At 69.9% G+C, this 25097-nt stretch carries 26 protein-coding genes, 1 pseudogene and 1 riboswitch; of the genes and pseudogenes, 5 read left to right on the top strand and 22 right to left on the bottom strand.

Features of this window, described 5'->3' with window-relative positions:
- From IG08_RS0134430 to IG08_RS0134415, 4 genes and pseudogenes are all read left to right on the top strand, one after another.
- Window positions 1-522: pseudogene (locus IG08_RS0134430) on the top strand (hypothetical protein); the annotation flags it as partial.
- Window positions 523-618: 96 nt separating this feature from the next.
- Window positions 619-1038, top strand: a complete 420-nt coding sequence (locus IG08_RS0134425) for a VOC family protein (RefSeq protein WP_030611771.1) — start codon at window positions 619-621, stop codon at window positions 1036-1038.
- 134 nt (window positions 1039-1172) lie between these two features.
- The gene (locus IG08_RS0134420; protein ID WP_030611768.1) at window positions 1173-2294 is read left to right on the top strand and encodes an LOG family protein; all 1122 of its coding nucleotides are present in this window, start codon (window positions 1173-1175) and stop codon (window positions 2292-2294) included.
- Window positions 2295-2450: 156 nt separating this feature from the next.
- Entirely contained in the window at window positions 2451-3134 is a 684-nt protein-coding gene (locus tag IG08_RS0134415) for an LAETG motif-containing sortase-dependent surface protein (RefSeq protein WP_030611765.1), read from the top strand.
- 66 nt (window positions 3135-3200) lie between these two features.
- On the opposite strand, the gene IG08_RS0134410 is transcribed toward IG08_RS0134415, so the two are convergent.
- The 11 genes from IG08_RS0134410 to rpsB all read right to left on the bottom strand — a co-directional run bounded on the left by IG08_RS0134410 (window position 3201) and on the right by rpsB (window position 14629).
- On the bottom strand, window positions 3201-3998 hold the full coding sequence (locus tag IG08_RS0134410) for a maleylpyruvate isomerase family mycothiol-dependent enzyme (protein ID WP_030611762.1): 798 nt from the start codon (window positions 3996-3998) through the stop codon (window positions 3201-3203).
- 10 nt (window positions 3999-4008) lie between these two features.
- Window positions 4009-5046 (bottom strand): ABC transporter ATP-binding protein, encoded by a 1038-nt coding sequence (locus IG08_RS0134405; protein WP_030611759.1) that lies wholly within the window; start codon window positions 5044-5046, stop codon window positions 4009-4011.
- Window positions 5047-6711 (bottom strand): ABC transporter permease, encoded by a 1665-nt coding sequence (locus tag IG08_RS0134400; RefSeq protein ID WP_078655858.1) that lies wholly within the window; start codon window positions 6709-6711, stop codon window positions 5047-5049.
- Entirely contained in the window at window positions 6687-7766 is a 1080-nt protein-coding gene (locus tag IG08_RS0134395; protein WP_030611755.1) for a thiamine ABC transporter substrate-binding protein, read from the bottom strand. The genes IG08_RS0134400 and IG08_RS0134395 overlap by 25 nt, the downstream gene beginning before the upstream one ends.
- 79 nt (window positions 7767-7845) lie before the next feature.
- Window positions 7846-7951, bottom strand: a riboswitch (TPP riboswitch).
- Between the two features lie 24 nt (window positions 7952-7975).
- Window positions 7976-9082, bottom strand: a complete 1107-nt coding sequence (gene rlmN / locus IG08_RS0134390) for a dual-specificity RNA methyltransferase RlmN (protein WP_030611752.1) — start codon at window positions 9080-9082, stop codon at window positions 7976-7978.
- A gap of 122 nt (window positions 9083-9204) precedes the next feature.
- Window positions 9205-9654, bottom strand: coding sequence for an SRPBCC family protein (locus tag IG08_RS0134385; protein ID WP_030611749.1), 450 nt, complete (start codon window positions 9652-9654; stop codon window positions 9205-9207).
- Window positions 9655-9916: 262 nt separating this feature from the next.
- Window positions 9917-10912 carry a phosphatidate cytidylyltransferase gene (locus IG08_RS0134380; protein ID WP_030611746.1) on the bottom strand — a complete coding sequence of 332 codons (996 nt, stop codon included), beginning with the start codon at window positions 10910-10912 and terminating at the stop codon, window positions 9917-9919.
- A 128-nt stretch (window positions 10913-11040) separates the two neighbouring features.
- Window positions 11041-11598 (bottom strand): ribosome recycling factor, encoded by a 558-nt coding sequence (gene frr, locus IG08_RS0134375; protein ID WP_030611743.1) that lies wholly within the window; start codon window positions 11596-11598, stop codon window positions 11041-11043.
- A 130-nt stretch (window positions 11599-11728) separates the two neighbouring features.
- Window positions 11729-12487 carry a UMP kinase gene (pyrH, locus tag IG08_RS0134370; RefSeq protein ID WP_030611741.1) on the bottom strand — a complete coding sequence of 253 codons (759 nt, stop codon included), beginning with the start codon at window positions 12485-12487 and terminating at the stop codon, window positions 11729-11731.
- A 189-nt stretch (window positions 12488-12676) separates the two neighbouring features.
- On the bottom strand, window positions 12677-13513 hold the full coding sequence (gene tsf, locus IG08_RS0134365) for a translation elongation factor Ts (protein ID WP_030611738.1): 837 nt from the start codon (window positions 13511-13513) through the stop codon (window positions 12677-12679).
- 168 nt (window positions 13514-13681) lie between these two features.
- Complete coding sequence (gene rpsB / locus IG08_RS0134360; protein WP_030611724.1) at window positions 13682-14629, bottom strand: 30S ribosomal protein S2; 948 nt, start codon at window positions 14627-14629, stop codon at window positions 13682-13684.
- A 273-nt stretch (window positions 14630-14902) separates the two neighbouring features.
- On the opposite strand from rpsB, the gene IG08_RS0134355 reads away from it, so the two are divergent.
- Window positions 14903-15487 carry a M23 family metallopeptidase gene (locus IG08_RS0134355; RefSeq protein ID WP_234343037.1) on the top strand — a complete coding sequence of 195 codons (585 nt, stop codon included), beginning with the start codon at window positions 14903-14905 and terminating at the stop codon, window positions 15485-15487.
- A 128-nt stretch (window positions 15488-15615) separates the two neighbouring features.
- Here IG08_RS0134355 and IG08_RS0134350 read toward each other — a convergent pair whose 3' ends face one another.
- From IG08_RS0134350 to lepB (IG08_RS0134300), 11 genes are all read right to left on the bottom strand, one after another.
- Complete coding sequence (locus IG08_RS0134350; RefSeq protein WP_030611716.1) at window positions 15616-16173, bottom strand: TetR/AcrR family transcriptional regulator; 558 nt, start codon at window positions 16171-16173, stop codon at window positions 15616-15618.
- A gap of 105 nt (window positions 16174-16278) precedes the next feature.
- The gene (gene whiG, locus IG08_RS0134345) at window positions 16279-17121 is read right to left on the bottom strand and encodes an RNA polymerase sigma factor WhiG (RefSeq protein WP_030611714.1); all 843 of its coding nucleotides are present in this window, start codon (window positions 17119-17121) and stop codon (window positions 16279-16281) included.
- A gap of 271 nt (window positions 17122-17392) precedes the next feature.
- Window positions 17393-18550, bottom strand: a complete 1158-nt coding sequence (dprA, locus tag IG08_RS0134340; protein WP_030611711.1) for a DNA-processing protein DprA — start codon at window positions 18548-18550, stop codon at window positions 17393-17395.
- Entirely contained in the window at window positions 18547-20172 is a 1626-nt protein-coding gene (locus tag IG08_RS0134335) for a YifB family Mg chelatase-like AAA ATPase (protein WP_030611708.1), read from the bottom strand. The genes dprA and IG08_RS0134335 overlap by 4 nt, the downstream gene beginning before the upstream one ends.
- A 1-nt stretch (window position 20173) precedes the next feature.
- Window positions 20174-20545, bottom strand: coding sequence for a YraN family protein (locus tag IG08_RS0134330; RefSeq protein WP_030611705.1), 372 nt, complete (start codon window positions 20543-20545; stop codon window positions 20174-20176).
- A gap of 117 nt (window positions 20546-20662) precedes the next feature.
- Complete coding sequence (locus IG08_RS0134325; protein WP_003965949.1) at window positions 20663-20971, bottom strand: DUF2469 domain-containing protein; 309 nt, start codon at window positions 20969-20971, stop codon at window positions 20663-20665.
- A 56-nt stretch (window positions 20972-21027) separates the two neighbouring features.
- Entirely contained in the window at window positions 21028-21552 is a 525-nt protein-coding gene (locus IG08_RS0134320; RefSeq protein ID WP_030611702.1) for an NUDIX hydrolase, read from the bottom strand.
- Complete coding sequence (gene lepB / locus IG08_RS0134315; protein WP_030611699.1) at window positions 21542-22297, bottom strand: signal peptidase I; 756 nt, start codon at window positions 22295-22297, stop codon at window positions 21542-21544. The genes IG08_RS0134320 and lepB (IG08_RS0134315) overlap by 11 nt, the downstream gene beginning before the upstream one ends.
- 99 nt (window positions 22298-22396) lie before the next feature.
- Window positions 22397-23380 (bottom strand): signal peptidase I, encoded by a 984-nt coding sequence (gene lepB, locus IG08_RS0134310; RefSeq protein ID WP_078655857.1) that lies wholly within the window; start codon window positions 23378-23380, stop codon window positions 22397-22399.
- A complete protein-coding gene (gene lepB / locus IG08_RS0134305) occupies window positions 23268-24359 on the bottom strand; it encodes a signal peptidase I (RefSeq protein ID WP_030611777.1) in 1092 nt (363 codons plus the stop codon). The genes lepB (IG08_RS0134310) and lepB (IG08_RS0134305) overlap by 113 nt, the downstream gene beginning before the upstream one ends.
- A complete protein-coding gene (gene lepB / locus IG08_RS0134300; protein WP_030611693.1) occupies window positions 24352-25068 on the bottom strand; it encodes a signal peptidase I in 717 nt (238 codons plus the stop codon). Before lepB (IG08_RS0134300) ends, lepB (IG08_RS0134305) begins: the two co-directional genes overlap by 8 nt.
- Window positions 25069-25097 lie beyond the last annotated feature (29 nt).

Below are 25097 nucleotides of genomic sequence, written 5' to 3'. Positions count from 1 at the left end.
ACCCCCCTCACCCTCCCCGGCGGCCTCGCCCCCACCGGCCCCGCCTCCGTCCTCCTCGGATGGGTCCTCACCGCCGTCGGCCTGGCGATCGCCGGCCCCGGCCTCACCCACCTCTGCGGCCGCCTCCTCCAGACCGCCCGCCCCGGCGCCCTGCGCCTCCTCGCGGGACGGGTCCTCATGGCGGAGGCCGCCCGTATCGGCCGCCCCCTGGGCGTCGTCTGCGCGGTCGCGTCGGGGACGTACGCCATGTCGGCCGTGTACGACACGGGCGGCCCGGACTTCGGACCGCTGACCACCCTCGGCCTGCTCCTGGTGACCGGCTGCACGATCGCGACGCTGCTCACCGCCGCCGTGGAGGCCAAGCACGCCCGCGCGGACACCACGGCCGCGCTGCTGCGGCTCGGCGCCCCCGCCACGATGCTGCGCAGTGCCGCCGCCCTCCGCGCCGGCGCACTGCTCGCCCTGTTCGGCCCGCTCACCATGATCGTGGCCGAACTGGCGGCGCTGCCGCTGGCCCGCTGAAAGGCCGTAGGAAAAAAATCTCCGCCGACCGATGAGTTCGGCGGAGCCGCAGCGTCTACCCCACCGAAAGCAGCCACCCCGATGGGAGAGACTCCGATGACCTCGACGACGTATCAGCAGATGATTTTCGTGAACCTGCCCGTGAACGACCTCGACGCCTCGAAGAAGTTCTTCACGGACCTCGGCTACACGATCAACCCTCAGTTCAGCGACGCGAACGCGGCCTCCGTCGTGATCAGCGACACCATCGTCGCGATGCTGCTCACCAAGCCGTTCTACGCCACCTTCACCAAGAAGGAGATCGCGGACGCGACGCAGACCAGCGAGGTGCTGGTCGCGCTCAGCGCCGAGAGCCGCGAGAAGGTCGACGAGCTGGTCGACAAGGCGCTCGCAGCGGGCGGCTCCCCGGCGGGCGAGGCGCAGGACCACGGCTTCATGTACGGCCGCTCCTTCGACGACCTCGACGGCCACACCTGGGAGGTCATCTGGATGGACCCGACCGCGATCGAGGGCTGAAGGGGCCGCGCCCCGTCGGGGCGCGGGGCTGTGTCGACTTGCCGCTCCGCCGCGGGGCACGACCAGCCACGACGCGCTCGCAGACGCCCAACGGCCCCATCCGGCACATCCAGCGGAGCGCCTAGCATGGGCGGGTGCAGACGAGCCCCGCCCATGCGGCCCACCACAACGACCGTGAGATCGAGACGCTGGAGGAGTTCGACGCCACCGTCTCGGCACGCGGCACACTCGCCGGATTCCGTGTCCAGGCCGTCGATCTGACCGACCGGACAAGGGAGTTGCTGGCCGCCGACACCGCGGGCGCCGTCTTCCTCGGCTGCCCGATGCGGGAGAACGCGGCGGCGAAGGTCCGCGCGGACGGCGCCCTGGTGTTCCCACCCCTCCCGGACCTGCCCTTCGACCCGTACCGCGGTCTCCTCTACACGCCGGACGAGCTGTTCGCCGGACTCGACAAGGGATACGAGCAGACGCCGGACGCCCTCGCCTACGCCTGGTTCCAGCAGACCAAGGCCGACGGCGACATCTTCGCGTCGACGCTCCGCTCGGTCCACGACGACGCCGTCTCCGACGCCCTCGACGAACTCCTGCGCGGCACACGGGTGGTGGGGGTCATGGGCGGCCACGCGATGGCCCGCGGGACGGAGGCGTACGCCGGTGCCGCGCGCCTCGGCCGGGAGCTGGCGCGCGCCGGGTTCACGGTGGCCACGGGCGGCGGCCCGGGCGCGATGGAGGCGGCGAACCTCGGCGCCTACGCGGCCCCGTTCGAGGACGCCATGCTCGACGAAGCATGCGAACTCCTCGCCAAGGCACCGTCGTTCACGCCCTCGATCACGGACTGGGCGGGCGCCGCCTTCGAAGTCCGCGACCGCTGGCCGGGCGGCGGCGGTTCGGTCGGCATCCCGACCTGGTTCTACGGCCACGAGCCGCCCAACGCCTTCGCCTCGCACATCGCCAAGTACTTCGCCAACGCCACCCGCGAGGACGGCCTCCTGGCCCGTTCCAACGCCGGTGTGGTCTTCCTGCCGGGCGCGGCCGGCACCGTACAGGAGATCTTCGACAGCGCGACGCCGAACTACTACGAGTCGCGGGGCGAGCCGACGCCGATGGTTCTCGTGAACCGCCACCACTGGACGGAGAAACTGCCCACCTGGCCGCTCCTGCAGGCTCTTGCACGGGAGCGTTCAATGGAGGCCCGAATCGCCCTGGTTGACCGGATCGAGGAGGCGCCGGGGGCCCTGAAACGTCTCACTCGTTAATAAGCGGGCAAAGCCAACGGCTGTGACGTGCTTATGCGTTGACACTGCTTACGCTGCGCTTATAAACCTGTGAGACTCCTGGGACCGTTGATGTCGCATCACCGGCCCCTCAACCCCCCGCTTCAGCGCATCCCGTGAAGGACGAACGTGGCATTCATGCCCATATCCCGCCGCACCGCCGGCGCCGCGCGCATCCTCGGTGTCGCCGCTGCCTCGGCCGCGCTCGCGCTCGGTGCCGCCGGCAACGCGCTCGCCTGCAACATCAATGACTTCTCCGCCGAAGCCAAGTGCGACGGCACCCAGGGCGTCATCACGGTCACCGACGTGGACGCCTCCGGAAAGACCGCGACCGTCTCCGTGTTCCTGGAGAACAACGGCGCCGACGAGCGGAAGGTCGGCGAGCAGGAGGTCAAGGGCTCGCGCGAAGGTACGACCATCACCTTCGAAGAGGCCTGGCAGCCGAACGCCGAGTACCGCATCCACGTCACGGCCGGGAACCTGGTCGACGAGGACGTCAGCCCGAACCTGATCACCCCGGCCACGGCCTGCAAGACCGAGGACTCGCCGACCCCGACGCCCTCCGCGTCGGAGTCCACCACGCCCCCGGCCGAGGAGTCCCCGACCCCGACCGCGACCCCGTCCGCCTCGGAGAGCTCCTCCACCGAGCCGGCCACCGCCGAGAGCAACGCCCCGACGCCGGCCGCCGGTGACTCCAACCTCGCCGAGACCGGTGCGAACTCCAACACCGGCCTGATCGCCGGCATCGCGGTCGCCCTGGTCGCCATCGGCGGCGGCGCCGTCTTCTTCGGCCTGCGCCGTCGCGGGACGAGCGGTCGCTGACGCCTCACGAGCAACACCGCTGTGGCCCGTCCCCGTTGGTGGGGCGGGCCACCGCTGTGTTCAGCCTCAGTCGAAGGTCGCCCGCTCCAGCCAGAACTCCAGCAGCTCCCGCTCGCCGAGCACCTCCAACTCCGGGCTGTCCAGCGGCAGTCGACGGTAGAAGGCGAGCAGTACGGCGGTCAGCGGCCCCCTGAGCGCGACCGTCGCCTTCTCGTGCCCGCGCCGCCAGACGAGGATGTCCTCGGTGAGCTCGACGACCCACTCGGCGTTGAGCTCAGGAGTGCCGTCGGTGGCGTGGAGGTGGATGCTGCGCCCGGTCCCCCGCAGCTCCTTCGCCGCGTCATGCGGCATCGTCCGCTGCGCGAACTCCACGATCTGCAGCCACTCGTCGATCGCGTCGGCGGCGATGTCCGGGGCGACCCCGTACGGCAGCCCGGCGGCGAGCGTGGCGTCGGCGCGGTGAACGGTGAGCTCGTGGGCCATACGGCGGGCCCAGAAGCCGGAGTCGGGAATGCCGGCCCACGCCCACACCTCCGTGTCCGGCCCGGCCTCCCGCAGCGCGGCGACGAGCATCTCTCCGGTCTCCGCGAGCCACGCGTCCAGCGCGGCGGCGTCCCCGGCGGCCTCGGGCCCGTCACCCAACGGCACCTGATCCTCCGGGATGTCCTCCTCGGCCCGGGTGCGCACGAGCAGCTCCACCCAGCGCAGGGCGCCACCCGTGTGCCGCACCAGCTGCTCCAGCGACCAGTCCGGGCAGGTCGGCACGGTGGCGGACAGGTCGGCCCCCGAGGTCACCACGGCCCTCAGCAGGCCCACCTGGTGGGCGATCTCGGCGCAGTAACGGTCATGGGTGAGCGGCGTCATGCGCCGCACACTATGCGGCCGTGGGTCGGTCGAGCACCACGATTTCGGCCGCGTCGAACTCCACGCCGACCACGTCCCCGACCCCCGGCGCCTCCCGCAGCGCGCACGCCGCCTCCAGCCGCGGCCCGCCGTCCTCCGGCTGCAGGTGTACGGCGACATGCGTGCCCTTGAACGTCCGCGCGGCCACCGTGCACCGCAGCCCCGCGTCGGCGGCCACGAGCCGCACCCCCGGGGGACGCACCAGCAGGCTCCGCGCTCCCTGTTCGGCCCCCGCGGGGACCGGCACCTTGCCCCAGGGCGTGTCCGCGGCCTCCCCGCTGACCACGCCCTCCACCACGTTCTCGAAGCCGAGGAACCGGGCCACGAACTCGTCCGCCGGCCGCTGCCACACCTCAAGGGGCGTACCGGACTGGGCGATCCGCCCGTCCCGCATCACGACGACCCGGTCGGCGAGCGCGAAGGCCTCACCCTGGTCGTGTGTCACGGCGAGCACGGTGGTGCCCAACTCGCTGAACAGCTCCCGCAGTTCGACGACCAGCCGCTCCCGCAGCGAGCGATCCAGCTGACCGAGCGGCTCGTCGAGCATCAGCAGCCGAGGCCGGGGAGCCAGGGCGCGGGCCAGCGCGACCCGCTGCTGCTCACCCCCGGACAGCGCGGCGACCGCCCGTCGGGCAGCACCCGGAAGCCCGACGAGATCGAGCAACTCCCCTACCCGCTCCTCCTGCCGAGGCCGCGACACCCCGTGCATCCGCAGCCCGAAGGCCACATTGCCGCCCACGTCCCGCTGCGGAAACAGCTGATGGTCCTGGAACATCAGCCCGACCCCACGCCGGTGCGCGGGGACCCCGGCCTGGTCCCGTCCGTCGAGCAACACCCTTCCTGAGGAGAGGGGTTGCAGCCCGGCCACCGCCCGCAGCAGCGTCGACTTGCCACTGCCGCTCGGCCCGAGCACGCACACGATCTCGTGCTCGGCGACATCGAGGCCGACCCCGTCCAGCACGGGCCGCCCACCGAACCGTACGGTCGCGTCCTCAAGGCTCAGCAGCATCTAGAACTCCCCGGTCCGGTCGGTCCGCAGCCGCTCAAGGACCAGCAGCGCCGCCGCGCACACCATCATCAGAATCGTCGAAAGGGCCATCGCCTGCCCGTAGTTGAGGTCGCCCGCCCGCCCGAGCAGCTTCGCCACGGCGACCGGCAGCGTCGGATTGTCCGGCCGCGCGATGAACACGGTCGCCCCGAACTCACCGAGCGACACCGCGAAGGCGAACCCCGCCGCGATCAGCAGCGCCCGCCGCACCATCGGCAGATCGACCTCGCGCCACACCCGCCACGGCGACGCCCCGAGCACGGCCGCCGCCTCCCGCAGCCGACCGTCCACGGCCCGCAGCACGGGCAGCATCGTCCGTACGACGAAGGGCACGCCGACCAGCGCCTGCGCGAGCGGCACCAGGATCCAGGAGGACCTCAGATCCAGCGGCGGCTCGTCGAGGGAGATCAGGAACCCGAACCCGACGGTCACCGCGGACACCCCGAGCGGCAGCATCAACAGCGCGTCGAAGCCCCGCACGAACCGCCCCGCGTCCCGCCGGGTCAGGGCAGCGGCGGCGAGACCGCCGATCACCACGGCGATGACGGTGGCGGCGAGGGCGTACTCCAGCGAGTTCCCGATCGCCTCGATCGGCGCGACGAGGAAGACCCCGCTGTCGTCGCTGGTCAGCTCCCGGTAGTAGGCGAAGTCCGGCGCGTCGAGCGACCGCTGCACCAGCACGGCGAGCGGCAGCAGAAGCAGGACGACGACCGAGACGAGGACACCGCCGAGCAGCGCCCACTGCCCGGCCCCGCGCGGCCGCCGGGCGGTCATCGACGCGTCCACCAGCCGGAGCGCGGTCTCCCGCCGCCGTACGGTCCACGCGTGCAGGGCGAGGACACCGCCCACCGCCACGAACTGGATCAGCGTCAGCACGGCGGCCGTGGGCAGGTCGAAGATCTCGGAGGTCTGCCGGTAGATCTCCACTTCGAGGGTCGAGAAGGTCGGCCCGCCGAGGATCTGCACCACGCCGAAGGAGGTGAAGGTGAACAGGAAGACCATCAGAGCGGCGGCGGCCACAGCGGGCGCGAGCGCGGGCAGGGTGACCGTCCGCCAGGCGGCGAGACGGGACGCGCCGAGCATCCGCGCGGCCTCCTCCTGACGCGGGTCGAGCTGCCCCCAGAGCCCGCCGACCGTCCGTACGACGACCGCGTAGTTGAAGAAGACATGCGCCAGCAGGATCGCCCACACCGTGGTGTCCAGCCGTACGCCCCACAGGTCGTCCAGCAGCCCACCGCGACCGACCAGCGCCAGGAACGCCGTACCGACGACGACCGTCGGCAGCACGAACGGCACGGTCACCGCGGCCCGCAGGACCTGCTTGCCCGGGAACTCGAAGCGGGCGAAGACGTACGCGCCGGGCAGCGCGACCAGCAGGGTGAGCGCGGTGGAGGCGAGCGCCTGCCAGGTGGTGAACCACAGGACGTGCCGGATGTCGGACTGCGCGAGCACATCCGTGATCCGGCCGAACTGCCACACCCCATCGAGCTTGAGGCCCCGGGCGACGATCGCGGCGACGGGCCAGGCGAAGAACACCGCGAAGAACGCGACGGGCACGGCCATGAGCCCGAGCCGCGCCGCCGCGCCACTCCTGCTGGAGGTCACTTCAGTACGAGCGAGGTCCACGACTTGACCCACTGGTCACGGTGGTCGGCGATCTCGGCCGGGTCCATGGTCTCGGGATCCTTGGCCTGCGGCCCGTACTTCGTGAACTCTGCCGGCACCTGGGCACCCTCCAGCACCGGGTAGACGAACATGTTCAGCGGCATGTCCTCCTGGAACTCCTTGGTGAGCAGGAAGTCGAGGAGTGCCTTGCCGCCCTTGGTGTTCTTCGCGTTGCTGAGCAGCCCCGCGTACTCGACCTGCCGGAAGCACGTGCCGGTCGCGACACCGGTCGGCGCGGTCGTCGGCTTCGGGTCGGCGTAGATCACCTCGGCGGGCGGCGAGGAGGCGTACGACACGACGAGCGGCCGGTCCGCCTTGGCCTTCTTGCCTCCCGCGGAGCCGGAGAACTCCTCGTTGTAGGCCTGCTCCCAGCCGTCGACGACCTTCACGCCGTTGGCCTTGAGCTTCGTCCAGTAGTCCTGCCAGCCGTCGTCGCCGTACTTGGCGGCGGTCCCGAGGAGGAAGCCGAGCCCCGGCGAGGAGGTGGAGGCGTTCTCGGTGACGAGGAGGTTCTTGTAGGCGGGCTTGATCAGGTCGTCGAAGGAGGTCGGCGGGTCCAGCTTGTGCTCGCTGAAGTAGGCCTTGTCGTAGTTGACGCAGATGTCGCCGGTGTCGATCGGCGTGACCCGGTGCTTGTCCTGGTCGACCCGGTACTCCGCCCCGATCTTGTCGGAGCCCTTCGCCTCGTAGGACTGGAACAGCCCGTTGTCGAGCGCCCGGGACAGCAGGGTGTTGTCGACGCCGAAGAAGACGTCGCCCTGCGGGTTGTCCTTGGTCAGGATCGCCTTGTTGACGGCCTGCCCGGCGTCGCCGTCCTCCAGGACCTTGACCTTGTAACCGGACTGCTTCTCGAAGTCCGCGAGGACGCTCTTCGAGACGGCCCATGAGTCGTGGCTGACGAGGGTGACGGTCTTGGAGTCTCCGTCGCTGTCGCTGCTGTCGGACGACCCGCACGCGGACAGCGCGACGAGCCCGAATCCGACCGCCACGACCGTGGCCTTCTTGGTGATGCTCACTGAATTCCTCCTGGGGGTGACCAGGAAGAGACGCGGCCCTGCCCGGGACCTCTGGGAGACCCCGGGCAGGGCGCAACAGCTCGAGTGATGACCGATCTCCCTACCCAGAATGACCTGGGCCAGGTTCGGAGGGTCTGCGGCCGGTGCCGCACTCTCAGCGCTGTGGCGCTCCCCTGTCGGAATATGAAGATGTACCTACGACGGTCAGACTACCGCTCGGTCGCCGCGAGCTGACCGCACGCCCCGTCGATCTCCTGACCACGGGTGTCCCGGACGGTCACCGGCACACCGTGAGCGGCGATGGCCTCGACGAACGCCTTCTCGTCCTCGGGACGGGAGGCAGTCCACTTGGAGCCCGGGGTCGGGTTCAGCGGAATGAGATTGACGTGCACGGGCTTGCCCTTCAGCAGCCGCCCGAGCCGGTCACCACGCCATGCCTGGTCGTTGATGTCCCGGATGAGCGCGTACTCGATGGACAGCCGACGCCCGCTCTTCTCGACGTACTCGAACCCGGCATCCAGCACCTCCCGCACCTTCCACCGCGTGTTCACGGGGACGAGGGTGTCGCGCAGCTCGTCGTCCGGCGCGTGCAGCGAGATCGCGAGCCGGCACTTGAAGCCCTCGTCGGAGAACCGGTGAATGGCGGGGACGAGCCCGACGGTCGAGACGGTGATGCCGCGCTGGGACAGCCCTAGCCCGTCGGGCGCGGGGTCGGTGAGCGCCCGGATGGACTGCACGACCCGCTTGTAGTTGGCGAGAGGCTCGCCCATACCCATGAAGACGATGTTGGAGAGCCGTGACGGCCCCCCGGGAACCTCACCGTCCCGAAGCGCCCGCATCCCATCGACAATCTGATGGACGATCTCGCCGGTGGACAGATTGCGATCCAGCCCCGCCTGCCCGGTCGCACAGAACGGGCAGTTCATCCCGCACCCCGCCTGCGAGCTGATGCACATGGTCACCCGGTCCGGGTACCGCATCAGCACCGACTCCACGAGCGTGCCGTCGAACAGCCGCCACAGCGTCTTGCGCGTGCTGCCCTCGTCGGTCGACAGATGCCGTACGACGGTCATCAGCTCGGGGAGCAACGCCTCGCGGAGCTTCTCGCGCGCACCGGCGGGGATGTCGGTCCACTCCGCCGGGTCGTGCGCGTACCGCGCGAAGTAGTGCTGCGAGAGCTGCTTGGCACGAAACGGCTTCTCACCGATCTCCGCAACGGCCTCCTTGCGCTCGGCAGGAGTGAGATCGGCAAGGTGCCGCGGCGGCTTCTTGGCTCCGCGGGGGGCGACGAAAGTGAGTTCTCCGGGCTTAGGCATAGCCGTACCAGTGTCGCAGATCCACTCCGATGCCCCTGCCGCCTCGGAAGAGCCCGGCAATCACCGCGAAGACCCGGGTGACGTAGGTCTTCGTCCCGTTGCCGGCCCGCCCGCCGGCGGGTCTAGGCCGGCCTGTGCTCCAGCCGCTCCTTCAGCAGCCGCTCGTTGTGCGGCAGTTCCTTGCGGATCTGTGGGCGGACGACAAGGGGCAGCAGGACCTTGCCGATGCCCTTGCCCTCGAAGTCGAGCTCGATGGTGACGCGGGAGCGGCGACCCTCGTCGATCGGGTCGATCTCACCGTGGACGTGCCCGCGGATGGGACCGTCGATACCTTGCAGGCCCCAGGCGTGCGGCGGGTCGTACTCGGTGCACTCCATGGTCATCGGGATGTCCCGGCGGCCGAGGTGCCGGGTGATGCGTACCCGGGAGCCGACGTGGACCGGCCCCTCGTCGAGCCGCTCGGTCGCGACCGCGCTCTCCTGCCATTCAGGCATGTGGGAGAAGTCGATGACATACCCCCAGACGTCCTCGGGGCTGCGGTCGATGTCGATCGATTCACGGAAGTCGGACATGCTGCCCACTCCCTTCCAGGGCGATCCCCCCTGTGAGGGCCTCTATGGGAAATCGTCCCACTCAGCCGCCCGAGGAGCCACGGCAGCGGGCCCCCGTCCTGTCCAGGACGGGGGCCCGCGCAAGCCGCGTACGCGCCGGTCACCCGGAGCCCACGAAGAACACCAGCAGCAGCCACACCACAGGAGCCGTAGGAAGCAGCGAGTCCAGCCGGTCCATGCTGTATCGATTTGCCGCTACCGCGGCGTGGTGCCGTGGCCTACCTCACCCGGACCCTACAAAGACGACGAGCAGGAGCCACACCACCGGAGCGGTCGGCAACAACGAGTCCAACCGGTCCATGATGCCGCCATGGCCGGGGAGTAGCGTGCCCATGTCCTTGATGCCCAGGTCGCGCTTGATCATCGACTCGCCGAGGTCGCCCAGCGTGGCGCTGCCCGCGACCGCGAGGCCGAGGAGCAGGCCCTGCCACCAGGTGCCGTCGTCGATCACGAACTCCATCAGCAGCGCACCCGCCACCATCGCGAACGTCACCGCTCCGAGCAGGCCCTCGCGGGTCTTGCCGGGGCTGATGCGCGGGGCGAGCTTGTGCTTGCCGAAGCGCCAGCCGACGGCGTACGCACCGGTGTCGCTGACGACGGTGAGGACCAGGAAGGTCAGGACGCGGCCCGCCCCGTCCTCGGCCGTGAGCATCATGGCGACGAACGTGGCCAGGAACGGGACGTAGAACGCGGCGAAGACGCCCGCCGTGACGTCCCTGAGGTAGCCCTCCGGCGGTTCCGTCATGCGCCAGACGAGGACGGCCAGCGCGGTGAGCGCCATGGCCACCCACGCGCCCTCGGCACCCCGGACGTATCCGGAGACGACCATCGCCGCACCGCCGAGCGCCAACGGAACCAGGGGCGCCTTGATGCCCTTGCGCTCCTGGAGCCGACTGGTCAGCTCCCACAGGCCGACCACGACGGCGACCGCTATCACGCCGACGAAGGCGGCCTTGACGAAGAACAACGACGCGACGATGACCACGCCGAGGCCGACGCCGACCCCTATGGCGGCACCCAGGTCACGGCCCGCGCTCTTCTTCTGAGGGCGGGGCGCCGGCTGCGGGGCGTCGGGCATGGGCTCCGGATTCTGCTGCACCGCTCCGTAAGGCGGCGACTGCGGCGTTTCGTCGCGGAACAAGGGGCCGCTCAGCCGAGCGGCCCCCCGGTCGTCATCCTGGTCTCCGCCATGCGCGGATACGTCGGGCACGATGGGCATGGGGCGAGTCTGCTGCGCTTGATGCGCATCGTACGTGGGACCCGCCGGGGCAGCCCCCTGGACAGGCCCCTGGTCGGACGGCCCCCAGTACCCGGCTTGTGGCGGTGCCCCCCAGGAAGAGTCGTTCATCAGACCTCGAGCAGCTCCGCTTCCTTGTGCTTCAGGAGCTCGTCCACCTGGGCGACGTACTTGTGCGTCGCGTCGTCGAGTTCCTTCTCCGCACGGCGGCCCTCGTCCTCGCCGACCTCGCCGTCCTTGACCAGCTTGTCGATCGCGTCCTTGGCCTTGCGGCGGACCGAGCGGATCGACACGCGCGAGTCCTCGGCCTTGCTCTTGGCGACCTTGATGTAGTCGCGGCGGCGCTCCTCGGTGAGCTCGGGGAACACCACCCGGATGATGTTGCCGTCGTTGCTCGGGTTGACGCCCAGGTCGGAGTCGCGGATCGCCTGCTCGATGTTGCGCAGCGCGGTCTTGTCGAACGGGGTCACGACGGCCATGCGCGGCTCCGGCACGGAGAACGAAGCCAGCTGGTTGATCGGCGTCGGCGCACCGTAGTAGTCGGCCACGATCTTGTTGAACATCGCCGGGTGCGCACGGCCGGTGCGGATCGCGGCGAAGTCCTCCTTGGCGACCACGACGGCCTTCTCCATCTTCTCCTCGGCCTCGAGGAGGGTCTCTTCGATCACCACTTGCTCCTGCGTGTCTTGAGTAGGCCCGGCTGCGGTTCCTTGACGGGGGCGGCGGCCGGCTGCGTCGCGTCTTCTTTCTGCACGGTTCCCGACCGGCAGGACATTGTCCATCCCCCGGTCAGGGTCATCAGCCCTGGCTGACTTGGTCACCCACAAGCGTGCCGATCTTCTCACCCTTGACGGCGCGGGCGATATTGCCCTCCGCCAGGAGCTCGAACACGAGGATCGGGAGCTTGTTGTCGCGGCACAGTGTGACGGCGGTGGCGTCGGCGACCTTGAGGTCACGCGTGATGACCTCGCCGTAGCCGAGGGCGTCGAACTTGACCGCGTCGGGGTTGCGCTTCGGGTCGGAGTCGTAGACCCCGTCCACGCCGTTCTTGCCCATGAGGAGCGCCTCGGCGTCGATCTCCAGGGCGCGCTGGGCGGCGGTGGTGTCGGTGGAGAAGTACGGCATGCCCATACCGGCGCCGAAGATGACCACACGGCCCTTCTCCAGGTGGCGCACGGCGCGCAGCGGGATGTACGGCTCGGCGACCTGCCCCATCGTGATGGCGGTCTGCACCCGGCTGTCGATGCCCTCCTTCTCCAGGAAGTCCTGGAGGGCGAGGCAGTTCATCACGGTGCCGAGCATGCCCATGTAGTCGGAGCGGGCCCGGTCCATGCCGCGCTGCTGGAGTTCGGCACCGCGGAAGAAGTTGCCGCCGCCGATGACGACCGCGATCTCCGCCCCGTCGCGCACGACGGCCGCGATCTCACGGGCGATCTTGTGCACCACGTCCGGGTCCACACCCAGGCCACCGCCACCGGCGAAGGCCTCTCCGGACAGCTTCAGCAGAAACCGGCCGCGCACTTTGCCGTCGTCGCTCTTCTGGGGCTTGGTGGTCATGGGACTCTCGCCTCTTTCAAGGGGTCGCACATACGAAGAAGGCCATTGCCGATGGGGTGTGGTTCGCATCCCATGTGCGGCAATGGCCTCCTCGTCAGATCTGCTGTCGTCCGCCACGCGCGTGCGTGACGGCGTACCGGACGACTGCTGACGACCCTATCGGGGTCGCGCGTCGCTCGCGGTACGGACTCAGATGCCGACCTTGATACGCGTGAAGCGCTTCAGGGTGACACCGGCCTCGTCCAGAACCTTCTGGACCGACTTCTTGTTGTCGAGCGCGTACGGCTGGCCGAGCAGCGTGGCGTCCTTGAAGAAGCCGTTGAGGCGACCCTCGACGATCTTCGGCAGGGCGGCCTCGGGCTTGCCCTCGGCGCGGGTGGTCTCCTCGGCGACGCGGCGCTCGGACTCGACGACCTCGGCCGGCACGTCCTCCTTGGAGAGGTACTTCGGCGCGAAGGCGGCGATGTGCTGGGCGACACCGCGGGCGACCTCGGCGTTCGGCTTGTCCAGCTCGACGAGGACACCGATCTGCGGGGGCAGGTCGGGCATCGTGCGGTGCATGTACGACGTCACGAAACCGTCCGCGAACTGCGCGAAGCGGTCCAGGACGATCTTCTCGCCCAGGTTGGCGTTGGCCTCGTCCACGAACGCCTGGACGGTCTTGCCGGCCTCGATCTCGGAGGCGAGCAGGGCCTCGAGGTCGGCCGGGGCCGTCTTGGCGACGTGCTCGGCGATCGCGTTGGCGGCGGCCTGGAACTTCTCGCCCTTGGCGACGAAGTCGGTCTCGCACTTCAGCTCGACGAGGACACCGGAGGCGTTGTCGTCGGCGATGATGGAGACCACGGCGCCGTTCTCGGCGGAGCGGCCCTCGCGCTTGGCGACGCCCTTCTGGCCCTTGATGCGCAGCGCCTCGACGGCCTTCTCGACGTTGCCGTCGGCCTCGTCCAGCGCCTTCTTGCAGTCCATCATGCCGGCGCCGGTGAGCTCGCGGAGCTTCTTGACGTCGGCGGCGGTGTAGTTCGCCATGATCTGTGAATCTCTTCTCGGAGTTCGAAGTCTCGAAGTCGGCGGCGGCTGCGGCTTGGGCGGGCCCCGCCAAAGATCTACGGGCTACGAAGATCTACCGGCTGTGGGTGAACGGCGGGTGGCGCGATCGGCGCCACCCACCGTCACTACAGCCTTACGACCGTGAGGTCAGGCCTGCTCGCCCTCGGCGGCCGGCGCCTCGGCGGGGGCCTCAACCTCAGCCTCAGCGGCCGGGGCCTCGGCCTCAGCGGCGGGAGCCTCGGCAGCAGGCGCCTCCTCAGCCGCGGGGGCCTCAGCGGCAGGAGCCTCGGCGGCCTCCGCAGCCGGGGCCTCCTCGGCCTTCTTCTCGCCCTCGAGCAGGTCGCGCTCCCACGCGGCCAGCGGCTCGCCCGCGGCCTTGTCGCCCTTGCCCTCGGTGGCGACACCGGAGCGGGAGATGAGGCCCTCGGCGACCGCGTCGGCGATCACACGGGTGAGCAGCGTGACGGAGCGGATCGCGTCGTCGTTGCCGGGGATCTTGTAGTCGACCTCGTCGGGGTCGCAGTTGGTGTCGAGGATGGCGACGACCGGGATGTTGAGCTTCCGGGCCTCGCCGACCGCGATGTGCTCCTTCTTGGTGTCCACGATCCAGACGGCGCTGGGCACCTTGGACATCTCGCGGATACCACCGAGGGTCTTCTCCAGCTTGGCCTTCTCGCGCGAGAGCACGAGAAGCTCCTTCTTGGTGAGACCGGAAGCGGCGACGTCCTCGAAGTCGATCTGCTCGAGCTCCTTGAGGCGCTGCAGACGCTTGTAGACGGTCGAGAAGTTGGTGAGCATGCCGCCCAGCCAGCGCTGGTTGACGAAGGGCATGCCGACGCGGGTGGCCTGCTCGGCGATGGCCTCCTGCGCCTGCTTCTTCGTGCCGACGAACATGACCGTGCCGCCGTGGGCGACGGTCTCCTTGACGAACTCGTAGGCGCGGTCGATGTACGACAGCGACTGGAGCAGGTCGATGATGTAGATGCCGTTGCGCTCCGTGAAGATGAAGCGCTTCATCTTCGGGTTCCAACGACGGGTCTGGTGACCGAAGTGGACGCCGCTTTCCAGCAGCTCCCGCATCGTGACGACGGCCATGGCCGTTCTCCTTGAGTTTCTCGGTTGTGCCGCGGAAGCCGGACGGCTCCCACGCCTGACGCCCACATGCGCCGTGCCACGAAGGACCGAGGAGCGCTGACACCGGTCGGCGTGACCGGCCTGGTGTCGGGGCGTGCGAAGTCGACCCGGTGACCCGGATCGCCAAAGGAAGTGTACGGGACCCGCGGGGCACCGGGTGACGCCGCTGTCCACAACCGGGGAGCAGTCCACAGGTCCCGGCCATGATCGGGGCGGCTGCGGGACGGTTCTCGCATGCGAGCGAATCGATGCCTGGGGATGTGCCTGGGGCTGCTGCTGGTGCTGGTGCTGACGGCGACGTTGCTGACGTCCGCACCCCGGCCGACCCCCCTCGAACCGGCGGGCACGGACACCTCTGTACCGGCCATCGCCCACACCTGGCCCGTGGGTGCACGCCCGGCGGTCCTACGCGGCTGGGAGCCCCCGGCGACGGTGTACGGCCGCGGTCACAGGGGCGTCGACCTGGCAGCGGCTCCCGGGACACCGGTACGGGCGGTGGCGGCGGGCCGGGTGTTGTTCGCGGGCAGGGTGGCAGGAAAGGGCGTCGTCTCGGTGGAGCTGACGGGGACGGGCGACCCACCTCTGCGAACGACGTACGAACCCGTGCGAACGACGGTGTCGAAGGGGGACGAGGTGACGGCGGGCGAGGTGGTGGGCACGGTGGAACCGAGGGGTTCGCATTGCGCGGCCACGTGCTTGCACTGGGGCTTGCTGAGGGGCGACACCTACTTGGATCCGCTGTCGCTGCTGCCGGCCTGGCTGCTGCATCGGGGGCCGTCGAGGCTGTTGCCGGTGCTGGGCGTACCAGTGCCCTCCTAGCCGCCGGAGCCGGCAGCTGTCGTAGCTGCGGGCAGTCGTGCCACTGGGGCGGCTCCCGACCCAAAGAAGCGGCACCCGGCCGGCGCCGGCAAGCGAAACCCACCCCTGCCCGGCCGCCCCACCCGACGTCAGCCCCGCACACCCCGCAGAACCATAGCCACAGCAGCCTCAGTAATCACCGAAGGTTCCTCCGCAGCCCCCAGCTCAATCCGCCGCACAGCCGCGTCCACAACCCCTTGCAGCAACATCGCCGCCATCCGAGGCTGCGCGTGCCCCATCTCCCCCAACGCCTCCACGATCATCGCCACCAGCCCCCCGTGCGCGGCCCGGATCTTCTCCCGGGCCCCCGCATCGAGCTCACTCGCGGAGATGGCGACCACGGCTCGATGCCGCCGGTCCCCGACCAGCGCCAGCTGCTGGCGCACATACGCCTCGACCTTGGCCTCCGGCCCGTCCGCCGCGGCCATCGCGGCGGAGACCTCCGCCGCCCAGACGGGGAAGTCGACCTCGCACAGCTCCTCGACCACGGCGGCCCGCGACCGGAAGTACTCGTACACGGACGACCGCGCGAGCCCCGTGCGCTCGGCGAGGGCCGGGAAGGTCAGCGCCTCTGTCCCGCCCTCGGACAGCAAAGACCGAGCCGCGTCCAGCAGGGCGGCTCGCTGCATCGACCGGTGCTCGGCCACGGAGGCCGCTCGAATCCTTGGCACGTCAACCACTTTACGGACGTACAACCGGCGACGGGAGTCACTCCACCCGACCGGCTTCCGACAAGCGGCCGTCCGGCCGGGTCAACGTCCGAAACTCGCCAGCTTCGCCCGCAGCTGCAGCACGGACTTGGTGTGGATCTGGCTCACCCGGCTCTCGGTCACACCGAGCACGTTCCCGATCTCGGCGAGCGTGAGGCCCTCGTAGTAGTAGAGCGTGACGACGGTCTTCTCCCGCTCGGGCAGCGTGTTGATCGCCCGTGCCAGAAACCTCCGCAGCTCCCGGCCCTCGGCCACCTCCACAGGGTTGTCGGCGGCCGTGTCCTCCAGCGTGTCCATCAGACTCAGCCGGTCGCCGCCCTCACCCCCCGCATGCAGCAGCTCCTCCAGCGCCACCACATTGGCCAGCGACAACTGGCTGAAGACCGCGTGGAGTTCGTCCACGGCGATCCCCATCTCGGCGGCCACCTCGCCCTCGCTGGGCGACCGCCTCAGCCGCGCCTCCAGCGTCGCGTACGCCCGCTCGACGTTGCGCGCCTTCTGCCGCACGGACCGCGGAATCCAGTCCAGCGCCCTGAGCTCGTCGATCATCGCGCCCCGGATCCGCGTGATCGCGTACGTCTCGAACTTGATCTCCCGCTCGATGTCGAACTTCTCGATCGCGTCGATCAGCCCGAACACCCCCGACGACACGAAGTCCGCCTGCTCGACATTGGGCGGCAGCCCGACGCTCACGCGGCCGGCGACGTACTTCACGAGCGGCGAGTAGTGCAGGATCAGCTGCTCGCGCAGCCGTTCGTCCCCCGTCGTCTTGTACGACCGCCACAGCTCGTCGAGTGTCGAGGGAGCGGGCGGCCGCACGCTGCCACCGTCACGGGCGGCTGGGGGGATCGCCGCCCGGTCGGACCCGGAGGTGTGCTGGGGCATTCGTCGCCTTGTGCCGTTCTGCCGTGAAGTGGTGTTACCTGGGTGAGCTGTCGGCCTGATGCCGAGTTGCGTGACTGCGTCGGAATCCACGTGAGCGTAGCGTGACTGGAGTGTCGCGGTGAGCGAAGAGCGTGGCCCGGACCATACGCAGATACGTTCCGCTTGACGCCCCACCGAGACGCCGCCATCGCTCTGCGTGATCATCGGAATGCGCCAACTGCGGGAATTCCCAAGGGGTTCGGGGTTCCCCCGGACGGCCGAACACGCTCGGTCAACACGGACTCCGACCACTCCGGACGGAGATCATCGCCTGGCGTGTCAACTTCCAGCCGTCGCCGTGTCGTTCGACGTAACCAAGTGATCGGAGTTCGTACAGTCTCGCGATCGCGTCGTCCTCCGTGGTCTGCGCACCCCGGGCGACCTCGTCCGCGGTCGCGGTCCGGGTCCCGGGCAGCGCGGCCAGGACACGCCGGGCGGGCGCGTCCAGCAGGTCCCGCGGCAGTACCGGTCCGCGCCGGTCCGGGGCCAGCTCTCCCATGTCGCCGACCAGTTCGACGACTTCCGCGGCGTCCGTGACCAGCGTCGCGTCCCCGCGCAGCAGTTCGTGCACGCCGGCGGAGAGACCACTGGTGGCCGGGCCCGGCACCCCCATCGTGTGACGGCCCAGCCGCTGCGCCGCACGTGCGGTGACCAGCGAGCCGCTGCGGTGGGCGGCCTCGACGACCACGGTGCCCCGGGTGAGCGCGGCGATCACCCTGTTCCGCAGGACGAATCTGCTGGGCGTCGGATGATCACCGGGCGGCAACTCGCCGACCACCAGCCCTTGTTCCGCGATCCTGTTGATCAACTGGGCATGCCCTTTCGGATAGGCCCGGTCGACGCCGCAGGCAAGGACGGCGACGGTGGCACCGCCGGCGCCGAGAGCACCGCGATGGGCGGCGCCGTCGACCCCGTAGGCACCGCCGGACACCACGACCCACCCGCGCTCGGCGAGCCCGGCGGCGAGGGTGGCCGCCATGTGGGCGCCGTACTCGGTACAGGCACGCGCCCCCACGACGGCGACGGACCTGAGCGCCCACATCCGCAGACTGGCCGGCCCTCGCACCCACAGCCCCAGGGGCCGCGCATCCCCGAGATCGTCGAGCTGACCGGGCCACTCGCCGTCCCCCGGGCTCACGAACCGCACACCGGCCTCCCGAGCGACGGCGAGATCCGCACGGGGCTCGGCCCGCCCGGCCCGGGCCACGAGGCCCGCGCGCCGCTTGTCACCCACCCCGGGCAGAGTCACTCCGCCGCTCCGCAACCGCCGCGCCACCTCACACACCCCCCACTCCCGCACCCACCGCCCGGCGACCTCGTCGCCGGGCTCGATGACGCGGGCGAGGAAGACACGGGCAAGCAGGTCGTCGTCGGGGACGTCACCGGTCATGTCAGCGCCCCGATGGCCATCGGCACGCCCCGTGGCACCCCGGTGCGCAGCTGGAGGGCCAGGGCGACGTCCGTCGCGTCCGGACGGTCGTGCCCGACCAGATCCGCGACCGTCCAGGCGACGCGCAGGACGCGGTCGAGCCCGCGGGCGGTCAGGACGCCCCTCTCCAGGCTGCGTTCGGCATCGTCCATGGCCCCGGACATGGCGTGCCAGCGGCTGCGCAGCTCGCGGCCCGGCACCTCACTGTTGGTCCGCCACGGGGTGCCGGCGAGGCGCGCCGCCGCCCGCTCCCTGGCCGCCCGTACCCGCTCGGCGACCACCGCGGTCGACTCGCCCCGCGCGCCGCGTTCGGTGAGCTGGGCACGGGTGACGCGGTCCACCTCCACCCGCAGGTCGACCCGGTCGAGCAGCGGACCGGAGAGCCGGGCCTGGTACCGGCGGATCGCCGAGGGCGGGCACTCGCAGAAGTCGTCGGTCTGGGAGAAACGGCCACAGGGGCAGGGGTTGGCCGCGAGGACCATCAGGAACTTCGCCGGGAACCGCACGACGCCGGCGCTGCGCGCGATCACCACGTGCCCGGCTTCCAGCGGCTGCCGCAGCGCGTCGAGTGCATGGCTGCTGAACTCGGGCGTCTCGTCGAGAAAGAGGACCCCTCGATGGGAGAGCGACACCGCGCCGGGCCGGGCGACGCCGGCACCGCCACCGACGAGGGCCTGCATGGTGGCCGAGTGATGCGGGGCGCAGTAGGGGGCGACGTCGACCAGGGGCTTGCCCGGCGGCAGCAGGCCCGCCACCGAGTGGACCGCCGTGACCTCCAGCGACTCCTGCCGGCTCAGCCGGGGCAGCACGGCCGGGAGCCGCTCCGCGAGCATCGTCTTGCCGGCACCCGGAGGACCCTCCAGGAACAGGTGGTGGCCGCCCGCCGCCGAGACCTCCACCGCGGTACGCGCCGAAACCTGCCCCACGACGTCGGACAGGTCGTGCCCGTGGTCCTGCTGTGCGGCCCCGGCACTGTGCATGCCCGTGGCCGCACCCGTACCCGGCACACGCAGACCGGCGAGCAGCGGATCGGGGCGGCCGGGATCGTCCGGCTCCTCGTCGGGCACGGGCTCGTCCGCGAGGACGGCGATCAGCTGCCGCAGGGTGCGCACGCCCAGCACGGACACGCCGGGCACCAGTGAGGCCTCGGCGGCGGCGCACTCCGGCACCACCACCTGCTCGTACCCGGCGTCCGCAGCGGCCAGCACCGCCGGCAGGATGCCCCGGACGGGACGCACCCGCCCGTCCAGGCCCAGCTCTCCGATCATCACGATGTCGGCGAGCACCCGCGGGTCGATCCGCTCGGAGGCGCCGAGCACGGCGCACGCCACAGCGAGATCGAATCCCGAGCCGGCCTTCGGCACCGACGCCGGACTGAGCCCCACCGTCAGTTTCTTCTGCGGCCACTCGGCACCCGAGTTCACGACTGCGGCCCGAACCCGATCCCGGCTCTCCGTGAGGCTCTTGTCCGGCAACCCCACGAGCGTGAACGCCGCGACCCCCGGTTCCAGGTCGGCCTGGACCTCGACGACCACGCCTTCGACGCCCACGAGCGCCACCGAGCACGTACGTGCGAACCCCATGTCAGGCCACCCCCCGCGCGTGCTCGACGACGGGTGCGCCGCGGCTGGGCAGGACGACGCCCACCAGGTCGATGCGGACGCCTCCCGGTGGCGCCCCTCCATGGGCGTGGATCCAGCGTTCGGCGAGGCCTCGCAGGCGCTCCGCCTTCTCGGGAGTCACCGCGGCCATCGGGTGCTCGAAGGCACCCACCCGCCGTGTCTTGACCTCGCAGACGACCAGGACGTCGCCGTCCCGGGCCACGATGTCGATCTCACCCGTCCTGCCACAGCGCCAGTTGCGCTCCAGGACCGTCATCCCGGCCTCGACCAGCCGCCGCGCGGCCAGCGTCTCGCCGTACTTGCCGAGTGCACTGCGTGCCCGATTGGTGTTCATGTCGGCACCACCTCCGGCGCCAACCGTCACGCAACCGAGCAGATCGAGTTGATCTTGGTGGATTACTCACCGGTTGTGGAAAACCCCGCCACTCACACGAGGACGCACCAGCGACGATCACCCACCCGGCAGCTCCAGATCGCTCTTGTTCAGCTCCTCGATGTTCACGTCCTTGAACGTGAGGACACGGACCTGCTTCACGAAACGCGCCGGCCGATACATGTCCCACACCCAGGCATCCGCCATGGACACCTCGAAGAACACCTCACCCTGGACCGAGTGCACCTGCATCTCGTAGTCGTTGGTCAGGTAGAAGCGCCGCTCGGTCTCGATCACGTATTTGAACAGACCGACGACATCGCGGTACTCCCGGTAGAGCTTGAGCTCCATCTCGGTCTCGTACTTCTCGAGGTCCTCGGCGCTCATGGCATGTTCCCCTTCAGCCGTGCGATCCCACCATTGTGCGCCAGTCCCGTCAGCCCCTAGACGATTTCGGGGTCAAGGGTCACGGGCCCGGCCGGGGGACCTTCGTCGAGCAGCCTGCGGAGCAACTCGGCGAGTCTGGTCGGATACACCGTCTCATGTGCCCGGGTCAGTTCCTGACACGTCCACCAGCGCGCTCCGGCGACGCTGCGCCGCTCGAGCTCGGTGAGGCCCGCGGCCACGGTGGCCGTCTGGGTCGTACGGGCCAGGAAGTACCACTCGTCCTGGTCCCAGCGGCGGCCCGCGAACGGGAAGGAGCACATCCGCCGCCAGAGCACCGGGCCGAGCTCGACCTCGGTGATGCCGGTCTCCTCGGCGAGTTCCCTGATCGCGGCCTCTTCACGGCTCTCGTCGCCCTCCAGACCGCCACCGGGCGTGAACCACCAGTCGTCGGCAGGATCGTCCGGCTCGTGGCCGTGCAGGAGCAGGATGCGGTCCTCGGGATCGAGCAGCACCACCCGGGCCACCTTGCGCAGCCCGCCCTGGTACGAGTCCTCGTGCGCGGCCTCCGCCTCAGCGGGCACGGGAGCGCTTGCCGAGGCGGTTGGCGACCGGTCCGTACGCTCCGCCGCCGAGGACGAGGATCCCGCCCACGACGATCAGGGCGACGATCGTGCGCAGCGGCCCGGGCGAGGAGAGCGCGCCGAGCGTCTCGAAGCCGGTCGGGCTCTGCAGCATGCCGTTCATGGGCCACACGACCGCGTCGACACGGGCGCTGACCGCACTGCGCGCCACGGTGCCGCTCGCGGCGTCCGTCAGGTGCGCGGTGGAGTCCAGGGACCCCTCACGCTCGTCACCCAGCAGGAAGAGCCGGCCCTTCGGCACGGTCACGGTCGGGAAGTTCGTGATCTCGGCCTGGCTTCCCTCGGGCAGATACGGTTCGTCGATCTGCTTGCCGTTGACGGTCAGCTTGCCGTCCGTGCAACAGGCGACGGTGTCACCGCCGACCGCGACGACGCGCTTGACCACAGGGGCGTTGGTCACCCAGGTCTTGTCAACGAAGACGACCACGTCGCCCCGGCGTACCTCACCACCGTCGACGCGCTGGGCCAGGACCCGGTCACCCGCGTCGATCGTCGGCGTCATCGAACTGGTGGGCACGGTGTACGGCCGGTAGATCACCGCTCCCCAGGCGAATCCCCCGAGGAACAGCACAAGGCCCAGTGCGACGGCCAGCCCGGACAATCGCTGTCCGGTCCGGCTGCCCACCGGGCCTGTGTCTGTGCCACCGCTGCGCGGGGCCGTACGCGTAGTGCTCTCGCCACCCATGGATCCGCACCCTACCCGGCGGTACCTGACCGGGTCAGCCCCTCACCCGGACCAAGGTCACCAGCCGCACAAGGGTTTTCCCGAGCCTTGACCGTACGGTCAGCGAGTCTCGGCCACGGCGATCTTCCTACGACGCCACAGCGCCACCGGCACCACACCCACGAGGGCGAGGCCGGTCGGTGCGACCGTGAGGGCCGCGGACGCCGAGGACTGGTCGTCGAGGCCGACCTGGCTGAAGGTGTCCGGCTCCGGCAGGGTGCCCCAGCGGTTGATCGGCCAGGCCTTCACGATGGCGCGGCCGACGACCTCGTCCACCGGCACCATGCCGTGGTTCTTGTCCGACTGGTTGTAGCGCGAGTCACGCGAGTTCTGCCGGTGGTCGCCCATGACCCAGATGAAGCCCTTGGGGACCTTCACGGAGAACTGGCCGCCCTGGTCGTCCTGGCTGCACGGGGTGTTGCCGGCGTAGACGTAGTCCGCCTCGTTCAGCGCTTTGCCGTTGACCTTCAGCGGGCCCGTGCCCTCGCAGGAGACGGTGTCGCCGCCGACGCCGATCACGCGCTTGATCAGGTCCTTCTCCTCGGCGGACGGCATGAGGCCGATCCAGGAGAGGAACGTCTGCACGGCGTTCGGGTCGGCCGTCGGCTCGCCCGCCAGCCAGTTGTCGGGGTCGTGGAAGACGACGACCTCGCCGCGCTCGGGCTCGGAGCCGAACCAGGGGGTGAGCTTGTCGACCAGAACACGGTCGCCCTGCTGAAGGGTGTTCTGCATCGAGTCCGAGGGGATCGAGAACGCCTGCACCAGGAACGTCTTGATCAGCAGCGCCAGCACGAGCGCGATGCCGATCAGGATGGGCAGTTCCTTCCAGAAGGAGCGCGGCTTCTTCGCCTTGGGGGCCGAGTCTCCCGGCCCTCCGTCCTCCGTGCCGGTCCGTTCTCCCGTCATCGTGCTGTCTTCGGTCGCTCCGGAGTCACTCCCGGAGGTCACGGCGCTGTCCACGGCCGGGTCGGCTGCTTCCACGGGGCGTCCGCGGTGCTCCTCGCCGTCGTGCCCGGACCGTGCGCCAACCGCCACATCCCCCACGCCAACTCCTTACTCTGTGCCGCTGCCTGCCCCATGTGCGGCGCAAGCCCACCACTCCCATAACGAGCGGGAGTTCCGCAGGGCTCGGGAGTTGGATCGTTCCGTTCGGATCGTCGGGTGCAACCCTAAGCGACACTGGGGAAGCCGCGGTCGACCCGGAAGCCGAGTCGGACACGGAAGCGTAGGTTTTCGGCTCCTTCAGCGTGGTCCAGTGGCCGAAGGGCCAGGCGATGACCATGGCCCGTCCCACCACCGAGTCCTCGGAGACCGTACCGCCGTAGTCGGTGTTCTGATGCACACGGGAGTCCGCGGAGTTGGCCCGGTGGTCACCCATCACCCACAGCCGCCCCTTGGGGACGGTGATGTCGAACTCCTGCGTGGACGGGGCGTTTCCCGGATACAGGTAGTCGCCCTCGGTCAGGGGGACGCCGTTGACGGTCACCCGCCCCTGCGTGTCACAGCACTTGACGCGGTCGCCGCCGACACCGACGACCCGCTTGATGAGGTCCTTCTCGTTGTCGGACGGCAGCAGGCCGATGAAGGTGAGCCCTTCCTTGACCTGCTTGACGACCACGGGGTCGTCCTTCTTCGTGGTGGTCGTCTCCTCGTTCAGCCAGCCGCCGGGGTCCTTGAAGACGACCACGTCCCCGCGCTCCGGCTTCGAGCCGAACCACGGGGTGAACTTGTCGACCAGGACCCGGTCGCCGATCTGGATCGTCTGCTCCATCGAGCCGGACGGGATCACGAACGCCTGGACGAGGAAGGTCTTCAGGACGAGGGCTATGAGGACCGCGACGCCGACGAGGAGTGGTATCTCCTTGATCGCGGAGCGCCTGCGGCGCCGCTTGACCTTGCGCTGGAGCTTGCGCCGCTCGGCCCGACTGCGCCCGCCGTCCGGACCGGAGGCACGCCGGGCGCCCGTGGGCAGCAGATTGTCGGCCGCGGTCGAAGTGCCGCGCGGTCGGCCACGGTTACCCATGGACACCGTCCGCGGCGGGCACACGCGCGTAGGAGGCGGGACGGTGCAGGTGGGTGGAGTGGCCGGCGGGCCACAGGATCCAGTCGGCGCGTCCGACGACGACGTCGACGGGGATCATGCCGCCGCCCGGTGAGCCCAGGTGGTCCCGGGAGTCGCTGGAGTCGCTGCGGTGGTCGCCGAGGACGAACAGGGTGCCGTCGGGCACGACCACGTCGAAGGCCACCGTGGACGGGCTGTCACCGGGGTACAGGAAGGTCGACTCGTCGACCGACCGGCCGTTCACCTGGATCCTCCCCTCCTTGTCACAACAGACCACGTGGTCTCCCCCCACACCCACAACGCGCTTGACGTAGTCGGCGTCCCCGAAATACCCGGTTCCGTCGAACACGACGACGTCACCACGCTGCGGTTCGGCACCGAAACGGTACGCCAACTTATTTACGAGAACGCGGTCCCCGATCCTCAATCCGTTTTCCATGGATCCGCTGGGAATCTGGAACGGCTGCAGCACGAAGTTGCTGAGCAGCAGGAGGAACAGCAGACAGAGCAGCAGGGTCAGGCTGATCCGGCCGCCGGGGAGCCATGCGCTGATCCGCGACACCAACGCGAAGCGCGACCGCCCCTCCCGACCCTCTGTGTCCGAGATCTCCTCGGAGTCAGAACGGCTGGAGGAGCGGTCGCGCTCCGTCGGCTGTGCTTCGGTGTCCATCGAAGCCAGATATTATCCGGCCTCGCTTT

Origin of the sequence: Streptomyces fulvoviolaceus, assembly GCF_000718165.1 — a bacterium.
Classification (GTDB): Bacteria; Actinomycetota; Actinomycetes; order Streptomycetales; family Streptomycetaceae; genus Streptomyces; species Streptomyces fulvoviolaceus.
This window is presented reverse-complemented; position numbering and strand designations above follow the sequence as displayed.